Source organism: Amycolatopsis samaneae (assembly GCF_039541975.1).
GTDB lineage: Bacteria > Actinomycetota > Actinomycetes > Mycobacteriales > Pseudonocardiaceae > Amycolatopsis > Amycolatopsis samaneae.
This window is the reverse complement of record NZ_BAABHG010000002.1, coordinates 792495-807128: the sequence shown is the minus strand read 5'-3', so window position 1 is coordinate 807128 and position 14634 is coordinate 792495. Positions and strand designations below refer to the sequence as shown.

Here is a 14634-nt window from a genome sequence, read left to right as displayed (position 1 = left end):
GGGTGGCGTCGCGGAACCAGCGCAGCACCAGCACGGCGTGGACGAACAGGGTCAACGCCCGCCGTCCCCTGCGGGTGCCGCGCCGGACGCGCTCGGCGTGCAGCAGCCTGGCGAGGTAGTGGGCCAGATCCTCGGACACATCCAACGTGGCAGTATAGGTAATCACGGAAAGCCCCGCTCCGGACTAGATCGTCAAGAAATCCAGTCCTAGCAGAGGCTTTCCGCCTACCCAGACCAACACGCCGACCCCCACACCCCTACCGAGAAAACCTCATCGGGGCGCTGGAGCGGGCCAGATCGGCTCAGGCGGGGTCCAGCGGCAGCGCGCGGCCGAGGATGGCGAAGGGGCGGGGATCGCCCGCGAAGTGGTAGTCCCGCAGCACGTCGGCGAACCCGAGGCGGCGGTAGAGCTTCCAGGCCCGGCTGGTGCCCTCGGGAGTGGACAGCAGCACGTGCGCGCTCGGCACGTCGTCGAGCAGCCTGCGCAGCAGGTCCTCGCCGATCTGCTTGCCCTGGTTCTCCGGGCGGACGTGGATCTCGGTCAGCTCGAAGTAGTCCGTGAGCCAGCGGTCGGCCTCGGCGGTGCCGGAGCGCCGCGTCAGCCCATGCCGCACCTGCTCGTGCCACCACTGCCCGGCGCGGCCCTTGTAGCCGTAGGCGAGCCCGAGCAGGACGTCGTCGGCGTCGAACGCGGCGACGCATCGCCAGCCCTCGCGCAGCGCGTGGGTGAGCCACATCGGCGCGCGCTGCTCGGCGGTGCCCTCGGGGTAGCGCATCGCGGTCACGTAGATGGACAGCGCCTCGGGCAGCCGGGCGCGGAACTCGTCCGCGGACAGCCGGGCGTAGCGGGCGACACGGGACGACATCGCGGTCACGGCCGTCCTTCCTCCCCGTCACCGGCCACCGCGGCCGGGGTGCCCCCGGTCAGCGCGACCAGCCCGGCGAACGTGGTGGGGTAGACCGATTTCGGGTGTCCCGCGGCGGCCCACACCACCTCATGCTCCGCGAGCGCGGTGTCGACGAGCGTGGTCAGCTTCGCCGGGTGCCCGACCGGGGCCACGCCGCCGATCGGCTGCCCGGTGTGCGCGCGCACGAAGTCCGCGTCCGCCTTGCCGACCTCGTCCGCGCCGGCGAGCGCGGCGAGCCGGTCGGTGTCCGCGCGGTGACCGCCGGAGGTGAGCGCCAGCAACGCCGTCTCCTCGCCGCCGGTGCGGGCGCGGAAGATCAGGCTGTTCGCGATGGCGGCGACCGGGACGCCCAGCGCCGCGGCGGCCTGTGCCGCGGTGCGGACCTCGGCGGGCAGGACCCGGATGCCCTCGGCCGACTCGGCCTGGCCTGCCTCGGCGAGCGCGGCGGCGACCTTGGCGACGGCGGGGTGATCGAGGCTGCTCATGACCCTAATGAGATCACGTGCCGCTCCCGGTGTCGTGCACCACGCCCCCGAATCCGCCACCGGGGTTGAGAGAACGCCCCGTCCGGGGTTACTCTGGAAATCGTTCGAACAGACGTTCGACATTGGTGAGCGCGCACCGGTCAGGTGCCCGGCGCCGGGGCGGGGGAAGCGTCTCGGCGCCGGGCACCGCCGGGCTCACACGCAGGAGGAGGGTCGTCATGTCCGTTTCGGCAGAGGGCGCTGCTAAGTGGAAGCGCGGCACCGAACTGACTCCGGACCGTGCCGTGGCCGGGCGCCAGAGCACGGCGGATTCCCTGTCTTCGACCGAAAACCGGCAGCCGACGCTGCCGATGCAGTTCCGCCCGCCCGCCCCGCCCGCGGCGGCCGGGCTGCTGGCACAGGCCCGGCGCGGTCTCGCCGAGGCCGAGCGCGAAAGCGAGCCCGCGGAGCGGTTCGTGGGCGCGTATCTGGCCGCGTTGCGCGGCGCCGCCGCGGTGCTCGCCGCGCGGGGCCGCCCGCATCGGGGCCGGGCGCGCCCGGCCAGCGGCTGGGTCCTGCTCGACGCCGTCGCTCCCGAGCTGCGGGAGTGGTCGGCCTTCTTCGCGGCCAATTCGGCCACCCGCGCGGCCGCGCAGGCCGGGATCACCGGCCGGGTGACCCCGGAGCTGGCCGCTGATCTGCTGCGCGCCGCCTCGGCGTTCCTGGAGCTGGCCCGGCGCCTGGTGTACGGCCTGCCGATCACCGGGGAAGCCCATGTCGCGTGAGTACGGCGTCCTCCACCAGAAACGGATCCTGGAGGCGCTGACCGCCGAAAGCCTGGTGCTCGGCGAGGCACTGGGCACCGCCTCGGCGGACGCCCCGGTGCCCGCGTGCCCCGGCTGGTCGCTCGGCGAGGTGATCCGGCACGTCGGCAGCATGTACCGCATGATCCGGCGGTGGCTGCTGGACGGCAGGCGCCCGGACGCGTGGCAGAGCGACCCTGGCGAAGGGCAGTCGCTGGCGGAGTACTTCGCGGCCGCCCGGCTGGGGCTGCTGGAGGAACTGTCCGCGCACGACCCGGAAACCCACGCCGACACCTGGTGGCCCGCGGATCGCACGTACGGGTTCTGGCGGCGCCGGATGCTGCACGAGACGCTTGTGCACCGGGCGGACGCTCAGCAGGCCGCTGGGGAAGCGTCGCCGTCGATCGAGGAGGATCTCGCGATCGACGGGATCGACGAGGCGCTGGCGCTGTGGTTCGGGCAGAAGCTGCCGATGCTCGGGCTCGCCGGGACCAGGACGGGGTCGGTCGGCGTGCTCACCGGCGGGCACAGCTGGATCGCGCGGGCCGGTCCCGAGGAGCTGATCGCCTGGCGGTGTTCGCCGGAGGAGGCCGAGCGGGCCGACGACGTCGTCTCGGGGCGGCCCGAACGGGTCTACCTCTGGTTGTGGGGCCGGGCCTCGCCGAACGCGGTGTCCGTGCACGGCAGCCGCGATCTCGCGGCCCAGCTGTGGGCGCTGCTGCGGCTCGCCACCCGATGAGGTCCCGGAGTGTGGGGAAGCATGTCCGGGAACTGTCGGTGGTGGCCGCTAACGTGCCGTGCGTGAGCACTCGTCTGGTGAACCTGGTCGTGGACGCGGTGGACCCCGGGAAACTGGCCCGGTTCTGGGCCGCGCTGCTCGGCTGGCGCGTCGCGGTGGAACTACCGGACGAGATCGACGTCCGGGCCCCGGCGGGGGAGGGCTGGGGCCTGGACCTCGTCTTCGTGCCGGTGCCCGCGCCGAAGACGGGGAAGAACCGGGTTCACCTCGATCTGGCGAGCCGGACGCCGGAACACCAGGCGGAGCTGGTCGAGCGGGCGCTGGCGCTCGGGGCGCGCAGGCACGACCTCGGCCAGGGCGCGGTGCCGTGGGTGGTGCTGGCCGATCCGGAGGGCAACGAGTTCTGTGTGCTCGAACCCCGCGAGCAGTACGCGCGTTCGGGAGCGGTGGCGTCGATCGTCGTCGACACCCGTGACCCGGCGGCGCTGGCGCGGTTCTGGTCCCTCGCGACGGGGTGGCCGATCGCCGGCCGGGAGGAGGCGATCGTCGGCCTCCGGGCGCCGTCGGGCACCGGCCCGTGGCTGGAGTTCCTGCGCAACGGGGACCTCAAGCGGGGCAAGAACCGGCTGCACCTCGACGTCGCGCCGGTGCTCGGTGACGAACTCGAAGCCGAGGTCGCCCGGCTGGCCGGAGCCGGGGCGGTACCCGCCGACGTCGGCCAGGGCACGGTGCCGTGGGTGGTGCTGGCCGACCCGGAAGGCAACGAGTTCTGCGTCCTGACGGCCCGCTGACCGCCGTTCCGTGTTTCGCGCGGGTTGCGTGGCCCGCGGAACACTGACAAGCGCGAAACAAGAGTGTCCTGACGCGGCAACAACCGGCGGGGACCGTGATGGCATGGAGACCTCGCGAGTTCTGCCCCACCCGCTCCGCCGCGTCGTGGCGGAGCAGCCGGTACCCGTGTCCTCGGCGTGGCGGATCCGGATCCGGATGGACGACCGGCCAGGGACACTGGCCAGGATCGCCATCCGGCTCGCCGATCTGGAGTGCAACATCCTCGGGCTGACCGTGCTGCCGGTCCCGGGCGGCGTGCTCGACGAGATCGTGCTGCGCCCGGCGTCCGGGCTGCCCCGGCAGCACCTGATCGACGCGATGCGCGAGGAGGGCTGCGCCTGCTCGGCGGTGGTCGACGCCGACGTGCACGATCTCGTGGACCCGGCGGCGACGGTGCTCGGCGCGGCGCGGCGGGCGGTGGAAGTCCCCGCGGCGGTCACCGAAGTGCTGCGGGGCGTGCTCGCGGCCGATGTCGTCACGCTGGTCCCGGTACCCGACGCGAATCCGGCCCGGACCGAGGGCGGCCACCGCGCGGTGTTCGCCCTCGACGGTGACCTCGCGCTCGTGGCGCGGCGGCACTGGGCACCGTTCGTCGACCTCGAACTCACCCGGGCACTCGCGTTGCTCGGGCTGCTCACCTCGGTACGGGACAACGTCCAAGGCCCGGTGGCGCTCGACCGGCCCGACGGCGCCGCGGTGGTGCTGCGCAAGGGAATTCCCGGGGACGCCGACGCCGTTTCCGAACTCCACCGGCGCTGCTCGATGAACACGCTGTTCCGCCGCTATCACACCGGTGTCCGCACGGTGCCGCGCAGATGGCTGCACCGGCTGCTCACGCCGCCGCGCGGGACCAGCGTGCTCGCGGTCTGCGGCCGCGAAGTGATCGGGCTCGGCCAGCTCATCCCGGACGTGGCGGGCGGCCCGGCGGAGGTTTCCCTGCTGGTGGAGGACGCGTGGCAGCGTCAGGGCATCGGTACCGCGCTGCTGACCCGGCTCGGTGTGCTCGCCAGGGCGGATCGGCTGGCCGGGCTCACCGCGGTGTGCCTGCCCGGCGACGACGCGCTGATCCGGACCGCGGGGCGCGCGGGGATGCGGGCCGAGCGCGCGGGCGAGGACGGCGCGGTGCGGATCCCGCTGGACTGAGCGGGTCTCAGCGTTTCCAGAACCAGTCCTTTTCCCTGGCCTCGCGCAGTGCCTGCTTCTTGCGCTCCGGGAGCAGCCGGTCCAGGTAGAGCTTCCCGTCGAGGTGATCGGTTTCGTGCTGGAGACACTGGGCCAGCACCTCGGTGCCCTCGACCTCGATCGGCTCGTTGCGCAGATCGACCCCGCGCACCACGGCGTGCTTCGCGCGCCGGACCGGGAACCACAGCTCGGGCACGGAGAGGCAGCCCTCGCCGATCTCGTGGGTTTCCTCGGACAGCGAGACGATCTCCGGGTTGATCACGTACCCGGTGAGCCCGCCGACGTCGTAGCTGAACACCCGGAGGCCGACCCCGATCTGCGGGGCGGCCAGCCCGGCGCGCCCGCCGGGCTTGACGGTGTCGAGGAGGTCCTTCACCAGTGCTTCGGTCTTCTTGTCGAAGGTGGTCACCGGATCGCACACCGACTTGAGGACCGGGTCGCCGAAATAGCGCAACTCGCGCATCGCCATGATCAAACATCCTTTGCCAAATGTCCGGCGAGTCTAGTGACATCTGGTGCCCCACCGGGCACCACCGTCCTCCGGTGTGGGGCGTGGCTCAGTAGGCGGCCCGCAGCCGCAGCCCCTGCGGTGTGGCACGGAATCCCGCCTCGCGGAGGATCTCGGCGAGCTCGGAGGTGAGGGCCTGTTCGCCGTCGGCGCGCTGGACGGCGAGCTGGCCCAGCCAGCCCTCGCGGACCGCGGTGGACAGCGCCCGCGCGGCCGCGCGCAGCGGCTCCGGTTCGGTGGTGAAGCTCAGCAGTGACCGGCCGCCGCGTTCGACGTAGAGCGCCGGGACCCCGTCCACGAGGACCGCGAGCGCCCCGGCCTTGCGGGCGGGACGGTGCTTCGTGTCCCCGGTGGCCGCGGGCCACGGCAGTGCCGCGCCGTAGGGCTGGGCCGGGTCGGCCGCGGCGAGCACCACCGCCGAAGGATTCCCGCCCGCGTCGGCGGCACTCCACGCCGTCGGCGTACTTCCCCCGGCGGAGGCGGCGCCCGGCGGGGTGCCCGCGGGGTCACGCGTGCCGGACAGCGCGCGCAGCCGGTCGACCGCGCCCTTGGCGGCGAACTGCGCGGCGCCGAGCCCTTCGACGACGTAGCCCCGGACCACCTGGCCGGTGTCCTCCATGCCCCGCAACACCTTGTAGATCCCGGAAAACCCGCCGGTGACGCGTTCGGTGTCGAGCGCGCCGCGGGTGAGCACCCCGTGCCGTTCGAGGAAGGCCTCGGTGCGCGCGTGCGCGCGGCGGGTCGGATCGGCCTCGCGGGCCGGGGTGAGCGCCCAGCGCCCGGCGACGGTCGGCGGCCCGGACCGGGACGGCATCTGCGGGCGGCCCGCGCGCAGCCGCGCGTACCGGCCGCGGGGTGCCTGGCGCCGGGGTTTGTGCGCGCCGTGCCCGGCGACCTGCGCGCGCAGGGGGCCGAGGGTGTCGCCGGTGACCAGCCCGGCCCAGACCAGATCCCACAGCGCCGCCACGACCTCGCCGTCGGCCGGTGGCGCCTCCAGCCGGGGCGTGACCCGGTCCACCAGCTGCCGGAAGAACAGCGCCCCACCCTCCAAAGTGGACACAATGGCCTCGTGCAGTGGCGATTCCGGCCGGGTTTCCTCGACCTCGGGCAGCAGCAGGTCGGCGACGTCGGTGGGCGCCAGCGCGAGCCAGCCGTCCCCGCCGGACAGCGCCCCGCAGCCACACCAGGTGACCTCGCCCGCGGTGGTCAGCTCGTCGAGCAGCGCGGGGGAGTAGCCGGGCAGCCTGCTGGGCAGGATCAGCGACTCCACCGCGCTGGCCGGGAGCGGTGCCCCGGCCAGTTGTTCGACCACGGACAGCACGTCATCCGCCGTCGGCGCCGACCGCACCCGGCCGCCGATGCCGTGCCAGGACGGGAGGAAACGCCCGAGCGCCGCGGGTTCGACCGGCTCGACCTCAGCGCGCAGCTTCGCCAGCGAGGCGCGTCGCAGCCGCCGCAGCACGGCGGCGTCGCAGTATTCGACACCAGCGCCGTGCGTGTCCGGATGCCCGAGCGGGCTCAGTTCGCCGCGGACGAGCCTGCCCTGCCCGGTCAGCCTGTCCAGCACGCCGGTGACGACCGCCGTGCCGAGGCCGAACCGCTCGGCCGCCTGCTTCGCCGGGAACGGGCCGCGGATCCGGGCGTAGCGGGACAGGAGATCACCCAGTGGATCCTCGACCGGCTCGGTGAACGCCTCGGGCACGCCCACCGGCAGCGCCGCGCCCAGCGCGTCGCGCACCCGTCCGGCGTCCTCGATGGCGAGATAGCGCTCCTCGCCGCCGATCCGGACCCGGATCGCCCGCCGTGCCGCTTCGAGTTCGGCCAGCCACTCCGGCTCGACACCGCGCTCCGCGGCCTCCACAGTGGACAGATCGCCGAGGAACCGCAGCAGGTCCGCGGCGTCCTCGGCCGACCGCGCCTTCCGGTCGGGATCCCGCCGCTGCAACGAGCGCTCGACCTCGGCGACCGCGGCCGGGTCGAGCAGTTCGCGGATCGCCTCGGTGCCCAGCAGTTCGGCCAGCAGCGCCGAATCCAGCGACAACGCCGCCGCGCGCCGCTCGGCCAGCGGGGCGTCGGTCTCGTAGAGGAACATCCCGACGTAGCCGAACAGCAGGCTGCGCGCGAACGGCGAGGCCGAGGGCGTCTCGACCTCGACCAGCCGCACCTTGCGGGCCCGGACGTCGGCCATCAGATCCTTCAGGCCGCCCACGTCGTAGACGTCCTGCAGGACCTCGCGCATCGCCTCCAGCACGACGGGGAACCGCTCGTACTTCGCGGCCACCGACAGCAGCTGCGACGCGCGCTGCCGCTGCTGCCACAACGGCGTCCGCCGCCGGGGATCGCGGCGGGGCAGCAGCAGCGACCGGGCCGCGCATTCCCGGAAGCGGGCCGCGAACACCGCCGAGCCGCCGACCTCGGTGACGATCAGCTGCTCGACCTCGTCGGGATCCAGCAGGACGTCGTCCGCGCCGATGGTGACCTCCGCGCCGTCGGCGTCCAGCGCGTCCGGCAGCCGCAGCACGATCCCGTCGTCGGAGTGGGCCACCTGCGCGTCGACACCGCTGCTTTCCCGCAGCCGGGCCGCGATCGCCAGCGCCCACGGCGCGTTCACCTGCGCGCCGAAGGGGGAGTGCAGGACGATCCGCCAGTCGCCCAACTCGTCGCGGTAGCGCTCCAGCAGGATCACGCGGTCGTTCGGCACGTGCCGGGTGGCCGCCTTCTGCTCGGCAAGGTAGCCGAGCAGATTGCTGCTCGCCCGCTCGTCCAGCCCGGCGGCCGCCGCGCGCTCCGCCGCCTTCTCGGTGTCCGATGTGGACAGTTCGCGGACGAACTTCCCCAGTGCCCGACCCAGTTCCAGCGGACGGCCCGGCGCGTCCCCCTTCCAGAACGGCATCCGCGCCGGCTCGCCGGGCGCGGGCACCACGATCACCCTGTCATGGGTGATCTCGGTGATCCGCCAGGACGACGTGCCGAGCAGGATGGTGTCACCCACCCGGGACTCGTAGACCATCTCCTCGTCGAACTCGCCCACGCGCGACCCGGGCTTGCCGTCGGTGCCCGGGGTCATCACGGTGAACAGGCCGCGGTCGGGGATGGTGCCGCCGGAGGTGACCGCGAGCCGCTGCGAACCCGGCCGCCCGCGCAGCTCACCGGCGATCCTGTCCCAGGTGATCCGCGCGCGCAGCTCGCCGAACTCCTCGCTCGGGTACCGGCCGGCCAGCATGTCGAGCACCGCGTGCAGCGCGTCGTCGGGCAGCGCGGTGAACGGCGCCGCGCGCCGGACCAGCGCGGCCAGCTCGGTGACCGCCCACGGTTCGAGCGCGACCATCGACACGACGTGCTGGGCCAGCACGTCGAGCGGATTGCGGGGATAGCGCACCGCCTCGATCGCCCCGGCGGACATCCGCTCTGCGACCACCGCGCAGGACACCAGGTCGCCGCGGAACTTCGGGAACATCACCCCGGAGGACACCGCGCCCACCTGGTGCCCGGCCCTGCCGACCCGCTGCAGCCCGGAGGCGACCGTGGGCGGCGCCTCGATCTGCACCACCAGATCGACCGCGCCCATGTCGATGCCCAGCTCCAGTGAGGACGTCGCTACCACGCACGGGAGCCTGCCGGACTTCAGGTCCTCCTCGACGTGGGTGCGCTGCTCCCGCGACATCGACCCGTGGTGGGCCCGCGCGAGCACCGGCGCCGCCCCGGTGGTGAGCCCGGACTGCCCGATCGCCTCCGCCGGGAAGCTGTCCGCCGGGGTCAGCTCCGTCTGTTCGGCGGCCAGTTCGTTGAGCCGCGCGGTGAGCCGCTCGGCCAGCCGCCGCGAGTTGGCGAACACGATCGTCGACCGGTGCGCCCGGATCAGCCGCAGGACCCGTTCCTCGACCGCGGGCCAGATCGACGCCCGCTGGACCGGGTTCCCGCTGATCTCCTCCATCGTCCCGAGCCCGCCGGGCGCGATCTCGCCGGGCGGATGCGGTTCGAGCGCGTCCAGCTCCGCCATCGGGGACGAGGGCGCGTCGAGGTTGCCCATGTCCTCGACCGGCACCTCGACCCGCACCTCGATCGTCTTCGCCAGCTTCGGCTGTACGACGGTGACCGGGCGGCCACCCGCGAGGAACGCGCTCACCTCGTCGACGGGGCGGACCGTCGCGGAGAGCCCGATGCGCTGCGCGGGCCTGGGCAGCAGGGAGTCCAGCCGCTCCAGCGACAGCGCCAGGTGCGCGCCGCGCTTGCCGCCCGCGACCGCGTGCACCTCGTCCACGATCACGGTCTCGACGCCGCGCAGCGACTCCCGCGCCGACGAGGTCAGGATGAGGAACAGCGACTCCGGCGTGGTCACCAGGACGTCGGGCGGGGTCCGGCCGAAGGACCGCCGCTCGGCCGCGGTGGTGTCCCCGGTGCGCATGCCGACGGTGATCTCCGGGATGGCGAGCCCGAGCCGGTGCGCGGCCTGCGCTATCCCGGCCAGCGGCGCCCGCAGGTTCCGCTGGACGTCGACCGCGAGGGCCTTCAGCGGGGAGACGTAGAGGATCCGGCAGCGTTTCCGCGCCTCGGCGGGCGGCGGCTCCACGGACAGCCTGTCGAGTGCCCAGAGGAAGGCCGACAGCGTCTTGCCGGACCCGGTCGGCGCGACGACCAGCGCGTGCTCCCCGGCGTGCGCGGCCCGCCACGCCACCTGCTGCGCCGCGGTGGGCGCGGCGAAGGCCCCCGCGAACCAGGCGCTGGTCGCGGGGGAGAAGAGGTCGAGCACGTCACCTGCCACGTCCTCCATCTTGCGCGGCACCCCCGACAGTTTCCGCACCGCCCGCCGTCCGCACCGTTCCGCTCCTGGCGAACGGCGTCGCGAGATCCCCGGCCGACGCGTCGGTGACCAGCGAAAACTCCCGATCGAGTGGTGCCCAGTACGAGAACGGCGCCTGCCCGAGCTTGGAGTGGTCGGCCAGCACGTATGCCGACTCCGCCGCGTGCAGCATCGCGTGCTTGACCTGCGACTGCTCCAGCGACGGGCAGCACAGCCCGCGCCCGGCGACGACGCCGTCCGCGCCGAGGAACACCCGATCCGGTGAGAAGTGCCGCAGCTGGGCGAGCACGCTCTCGCCGAGGAGCGCCTCGTTCGGATGCCGCAGCCGCCCGCCCAGCACGATGAGGTCGATCCCGTCGAAATCGGCGAGGGCGCGGATGACCGTCACCCCGTTGGTGACGACTGTGAGTCCTTCGCGGTGCGCGAGATGCCGGGCGACCCGGCCGGTCGTCGTCCCGGCGTCGAGCAGCACCATCTCGCCGTCCTGGACGAGCGCGGCGGCTTCGCGCGCGATCGCGTCCTTCGCGTCCGCGTTGCTCGCGTCCTTTTCCCGCAGGCTGCGCTCCAGCCCGTGCCCGGCTTCGAGCGCGCCGCCGTAGGTCCGCACGACGTGCCCCGCCCCGGCGAGGGAGGCGAGGTCACGCCGGATCGTGGAGGCCGAGACCCCGAACTCCTCGGCCAGCTCCGCGATGCCGCACGAGCCGTCGCGGACGGCGTCGAGCAGCATCGCGCGCCGGTCACGAGTGGTCGGCCGCGGCTGGGACATCGATCACCTCTTCCGCGCGGGATCCGGGCCGCAGCCCGAAGTACGCCAGTGCCGCGGCCACCGCGAGGAACGCGGCGAGCACGACGAACCCGGTGGTCGCGGCGCCGGTGACGTCGGTCAGCCAGCCGACCAGGTACGGCCCGGCGAACCCGCCGAGGTTGCCCAGCGCGTTGATCACGCCCATCGCCACCGCGACGACCTCGATCCCGAGAACCTGGCTCGGTACCGCCCAGAACGGCCCGTACGGCATGTACACCCCGGCCGCGACCACGCACAGCAGCACGAACTGCACCACCGGCGGCCAGTGCGCGAGATTGCCCAGCAGCAGTCCCGCGATCGCGACCAGCAGGGGCACGGTGATCGCCAGCCGCCGGTTGCCGGTGCGGTCCGACCACAGCGCGCAGCCCAGCATCGCCACCAGCGCGAGCACGTACGGGATCGCCGACAGGAAGCCGACCGCGGTCGCCGATCCGCCCGTCATCGTCTTCACCACCGACGGGAGCCACAGGCTGAAGCCGTAGAAGCCGGTGATCCAGAAGAAGTAGACGCCGATGAGCAGCAGCACCGACCTGTTCCGCAGCGCCTGCCGGTAGCCCTGCTTCGCCACGGACGGCTTCGCGGCCTCCTCGGCGGCGAGCGTCGTTTCGAGGTGATCCCGTTCCTCGCGGGAGATCCAGCGTGCCTGCGAAGGCCGGTCGGCCACCGTGAACCACCAGACGATCGCCCACAGCAGCGGAGGCAGCCCCTGCAGGACGAACACCCAGCGCCAGGACATGTGATCGAGCATGAACCCGGACAGCGGCGACATCAGGATCGCCGAGATCGGCAGGCAGCTCATCCACAGCGCGTTCGCGCGCGCCCGTTCGGCCTGCGGGAACCACGACGCCAGCAGGATCAGCACCGCGGGCCACACCCCGCCCTCGAACAGGCCGAGCAGCAACCGCGCGAGATGCAGCTGCGTCTCGGTCCGCACGAGCCCGCACAGCACCGCGGCCAGTGCCCACAGGATCATCAGCAGCACCACGGTCTTGCGGGCGCTCCACTTCGCGGCGAGTACCGCGGCGGGGATCTGGAGTACCAGGTAGCCGAGGAAGAAGATGCCGCTGGCCAGCCCCTTCGCACTGGCGGACAGGGGAAAGTCGGAGCCGATGTAGGGCAGGATCACCGCGACGTTGGTGCGGTCGAGGTAGGCCAGCATGTACATGACCACGGCGACCGGGATGACGTACGCCCAGCGCTTGCGGGGAATCACGGTGGTCATCGGGTCGGAGGGTAGATGTCGGGCAGTTTCGGCGCGTACGGCGCGAGCTCGACCGCGGCGCGGAACGCCGCGCGCATCGTGCCGTGCGAGGCCTTCCCGGTGCCGGCGATGTCGAACGCCGTGCCGTGGTCGACCGAGGTGCGCAGGATCGGCAGGCCGACGGTGACCGACACCGTCCCGTCGAAGTCGTAGGTCTTCGAGGCGATGTGTCCCTGGTCGTGGTACAGCGAGAGCACCCCGGCGAAGCGGCCCTGAAGTCCTTGGTGGAACACGGAATCCGCCGGGATCGGGCCGACGACGTCCAACCCGTCGGCGCGCGCGGCCTCGACCGCGGGGGCGATCGCGACGATCTCCTCGTCGCCGAACTTCCCGTTTTCGCCGCCGTGCGGGTTCAGCGCCGCGACGGCCAGCGTCGGCTTGTCCGCGCCGAAGACCTCCAGCGCCGTGTATGCCTCGCGGATCGCGTGCTCGATGTTGTCCTTGGTGATCTTCTCGATCGCCTCGCGCAGGGAGAGATGCCTGGTGGCGAAGAAGATCTTCAGCCCGGCGACCCAGAACATCGTGTTGAACCTGGTCGAGCCGGTCAGCTCGCCGAGCATCTCGGTGTGGCCCAGGTGTTTCGACCCGGCGGCCCAGATGGCTTCCTTGTTGATCGGCGAGGTCACGACCGCCGCGACCTCGCCGTTCAGCGCGGCCTTCGTCGCGGCTTCGATCGCGGCGACGGCGGAGGCACCCGCCGTCGCGTTCACCTCGCCCCAGGGCAGGTCCTCAGTCACGATGCCGAGGTCGAGGACGTCGATGACACCGGGTTCGAACCGTGCTTCCTCCACAGTGGACACCGGATTGACCTCGACATCCAGCCCCAGCAGGGAGACCGCGCGGCGCAGCACCGGAGCGTCGCCGACGGCGAGACCGCGCGCGAGCTGTCCGGACTCCGGTTCGGCCAGCGTGCGGGCGGTGATCTCCGGTCCGATACCGGCGGGGTCGCCCAGGGTGACGGCCAGGATGGGTTTCTCGCTCAAGACGGTTTCCTTCCGGGGTGGGTGGCGAGGACGTAGTTGAGGTGTTCGAGGCACTGCACGGCCGCGGCGGCGTCGCCGATCAGGCCGCCCTTGGTGGCGAACGGGAGCCCGGCGAACGGCCCGCCGACCAGCCGCCCGGCGACGGCGAGCGGAAGGATCTCGGTGTCGATCTCGAAGCCGTCCGCGCCCAGCGCCTTGGTGACCTCGACGGCGATGTCGCCGCCGCTGGCGTACAGCGCGCCGACGGGGTGCCGGGCCAGCGCCAGCCGGGCCGCCTCGGCCAGCACGGCCGGGAGCCGGGCCGCGACCACCGGATCCGCCGGGACACCGGGCGCGGGCGGGACCGCGCGGATGCCGACGACGCGGTGCCCGGCGGCGAGCAGCGCGCCGACGCCGTCGGCGATCTCCCCGGGATCCGGGCGATCGGAGGAGACGTCGACGTAGCGCGCGTCCAGCACCTGCTCGGTTTCGGTCAGCTGGTCCCGCGTCCGCGCGGTGATGCTGCCGACCACGGCGAGCACCGGCGGGACCTCGCCGCGCCCGGGCGCCAGGCCCAGCGCCGCGGCGAGCCGGACGCCGAACGGGCCGGAGTCCACCGAAACCCAGCGCGTCCCGTCCTCGGTGGTCAGCCGCGCGGCCGCCCGCGCGATCGTGCTCAAGTGCCGGTTCGTGGTCGCGTCGCACACGACGATTTCGCCCGCTTCGCGCAGCGCGCCGGCCACACCGTCCACTCCGGACTCGACGACGTCCAGCGAGAGCTCGGTGACCGTGCGCCCGCCCGCCGGGCCGAGCAGGGTGCGGATCCGGGACGAGCGCACCGGGGTCAGCGGGTCGCGGGCCGCCGGGCTTTCCGCGAGCGGCTTGCCGTCGACGAGGTGCAGGCCGCCGAGAGTGACCCGGCCCGCGTCGGGAAAGGCGGGCACGACCAGGGCACGGGCGGCCGGGGCCGCGTCGAGGACGGCCTCGGTTTCGGCGCCGACGTTGCCGCGCAGGGTGGTGTCGACGCGTTTGACGGTCAGCTCCACCGGCCCGGCCAGCTCGATCGCGGCGCGCACGGCGGCCATGGCCCGCGCCGGGTCGGCGTGCCGGGTGCCGAGATTGACCACCAGCGCGTCGATCCCGCTGTCGGCGCGCACGCACGGGGAGGACGGAGTGAGTGGCGCGCTCACCGAAACCGCGCGGAGACCGAAGCGCGCGTACAGCGCGCCGGTGGCGTTGCTGCCGGTCAGGTCGTCGCCGAGGACGAGCAGTTTCGGCACGGCGGCTCCCGGGACTTCGGCAGTGAAGTTGCGCAGTCTGCGCAACTCTGTTGCGCGTACTGCGCAGACATCCTGCGCCGAGGGTGACCT

Annotated in this window: 12 protein-coding genes and 1 pseudogene; 4 read left to right on the top strand and 9 right to left on the bottom strand. The window is 73.2% G+C overall.

All coding sequences use genetic code 11. The features are described from left to right. The 3 genes and pseudogenes from ABD987_RS07020 to ABD987_RS07010 all read right to left on the bottom strand — a co-directional run. A pseudogene (locus ABD987_RS07020) lies at positions 1-166 on the bottom strand (IS5/IS1182 family transposase); the annotation flags it as partial. A gap of 136 nt (positions 167-302) precedes the next feature. Beyond that, positions 303-866, bottom strand: a complete 564-nt coding sequence (locus ABD987_RS07015; RefSeq protein WP_378214062.1) for a GNAT family N-acetyltransferase — start codon at positions 864-866, stop codon at positions 303-305. Between the two features lie 5 nt (positions 867-871). Then, positions 872-1393 (bottom strand): YbaK/EbsC family protein, encoded by a 522-nt coding sequence (locus tag ABD987_RS07010; RefSeq protein ID WP_345388211.1) that lies wholly within the window; start codon positions 1391-1393, stop codon positions 872-874. A 350-nt stretch (positions 1394-1743) separates the two neighbouring features. Between ABD987_RS07010 and ABD987_RS07005 the strand changes: the two genes are divergently transcribed. The 4 genes from ABD987_RS07005 to ABD987_RS06990 all read left to right on the top strand — a co-directional run bounded on the left by ABD987_RS07005 (position 1744) and on the right by ABD987_RS06990 (position 4888). Then, entirely contained in the window at positions 1744-2157 is a 414-nt protein-coding gene (locus ABD987_RS07005; protein WP_345388306.1) for an SAV_6107 family HEPN domain-containing protein, read from the top strand. Next, a complete protein-coding gene (locus ABD987_RS07000) occupies positions 2147-2914 on the top strand; it encodes a maleylpyruvate isomerase family mycothiol-dependent enzyme (protein WP_345388209.1) in 768 nt (255 codons plus the stop codon). The genes ABD987_RS07005 and ABD987_RS07000 overlap by 11 nt, the downstream gene beginning before the upstream one ends. 62 nt (positions 2915-2976) lie before the next feature. Continuing rightward, positions 2977-3705, top strand: coding sequence for a VOC family protein (locus tag ABD987_RS06995; RefSeq protein WP_345388207.1), 729 nt, complete (start codon positions 2977-2979; stop codon positions 3703-3705). Between the two features lie 103 nt (positions 3706-3808). Further along, positions 3809-4888 carry a GNAT family N-acetyltransferase gene (locus tag ABD987_RS06990; protein WP_378214058.1) on the top strand — a complete coding sequence of 360 codons (1080 nt, stop codon included), beginning with the start codon at positions 3809-3811 and terminating at the stop codon, positions 4886-4888. A 7-nt stretch (positions 4889-4895) separates the two neighbouring features. Here the strand turns inward: ABD987_RS06990 and def are convergent, their stop codons facing one another. The 6 genes from def to ABD987_RS06960 all read right to left on the bottom strand — a co-directional run bounded on the left by def (position 4896) and on the right by ABD987_RS06960 (position 14544). Next, complete coding sequence (def, locus tag ABD987_RS06985) at positions 4896-5396, bottom strand: peptide deformylase (RefSeq protein WP_345388205.1); 501 nt, start codon at positions 5394-5396, stop codon at positions 4896-4898. A gap of 88 nt (positions 5397-5484) precedes the next feature. Further along, positions 5485-10206 (bottom strand): ATP-dependent helicase, encoded by a 4722-nt coding sequence (locus tag ABD987_RS06980; RefSeq protein WP_345388302.1) that lies wholly within the window; start codon positions 10204-10206, stop codon positions 5485-5487. Beyond that, positions 10187-11002 carry a DeoR/GlpR family DNA-binding transcription regulator gene (locus tag ABD987_RS06975; RefSeq protein ID WP_345388203.1) on the bottom strand — a complete coding sequence of 272 codons (816 nt, stop codon included), beginning with the start codon at positions 11000-11002 and terminating at the stop codon, positions 10187-10189. The genes ABD987_RS06980 and ABD987_RS06975 overlap by 20 nt, the downstream gene beginning before the upstream one ends. After that, positions 10974-12263 (bottom strand): MFS transporter, encoded by a 1290-nt coding sequence (locus ABD987_RS06970; protein WP_345388201.1) that lies wholly within the window; start codon positions 12261-12263, stop codon positions 10974-10976. The genes ABD987_RS06975 and ABD987_RS06970 overlap by 29 nt, the downstream gene beginning before the upstream one ends. Beyond that, positions 12260-13285 carry a 4-hydroxythreonine-4-phosphate dehydrogenase PdxA gene (pdxA, locus tag ABD987_RS06965; RefSeq protein WP_345388199.1) on the bottom strand — a complete coding sequence of 342 codons (1026 nt, stop codon included), beginning with the start codon at positions 13283-13285 and terminating at the stop codon, positions 12260-12262. The genes ABD987_RS06970 and pdxA overlap by 4 nt, the downstream gene beginning before the upstream one ends. Continuing rightward, positions 13282-14544 (bottom strand): four-carbon acid sugar kinase family protein, encoded by a 1263-nt coding sequence (locus ABD987_RS06960; RefSeq protein WP_345388197.1) that lies wholly within the window; start codon positions 14542-14544, stop codon positions 13282-13284. Before ABD987_RS06960 ends, pdxA begins: the two co-directional genes overlap by 4 nt. Between the last annotated feature and the right edge of the window lie 90 nt (positions 14545-14634).

Excerpts from the sequence above, each read along its gene's own strand:
- ABD987_RS07015 (WP_378214062.1), bottom strand. The coding sequence starts at position 866 with ATGTCGTCCCGTGTCGCCCGCTACGCCCGGCTGTCCGCGGACGAGTTC.
- ABD987_RS07010 (WP_345388211.1), bottom strand. The coding sequence starts at position 1,393 with ATGAGCAGCCTCGATCACCCCGCCGTCGCCAAGGTCGCCGCCGCGCTC.
- ABD987_RS07005 (WP_345388306.1), top strand. The coding sequence starts at position 1,744 with ATGCAGTTCCGCCCGCCCGCCCCGCCCGCGGCGGCCGGGCTGCTGGCA.
- ABD987_RS07000 (WP_345388209.1), top strand. The coding sequence starts at position 2,147 with ATGTCGCGTGAGTACGGCGTCCTCCACCAGAAACGGATCCTGGAGGCG.
- ABD987_RS06990 (WP_378214058.1), top strand. The coding sequence starts at position 3,809 with ATGGAGACCTCGCGAGTTCTGCCCCACCCGCTCCGCCGCGTCGTGGCG.
- def (WP_345388205.1), bottom strand. The coding sequence starts at position 5,396 with ATGGCGATGCGCGAGTTGCGCTATTTCGGCGACCCGGTCCTCAAGTCG.
- ABD987_RS06980 (WP_345388302.1), bottom strand. The coding sequence starts at position 10,206 with ATGGAGGACGTGGCAGGTGACGTGCTCGACCTCTTCTCCCCCGCGACC.
- ABD987_RS06975 (WP_345388203.1), bottom strand. The coding sequence starts at position 11,002 with ATGTCCCAGCCGCGGCCGACCACTCGTGACCGGCGCGCGATGCTGCTC.
- ABD987_RS06970 (WP_345388201.1), bottom strand. The coding sequence starts at position 12,263 with ATGACCACCGTGATTCCCCGCAAGCGCTGGGCGTACGTCATCCCGGTC.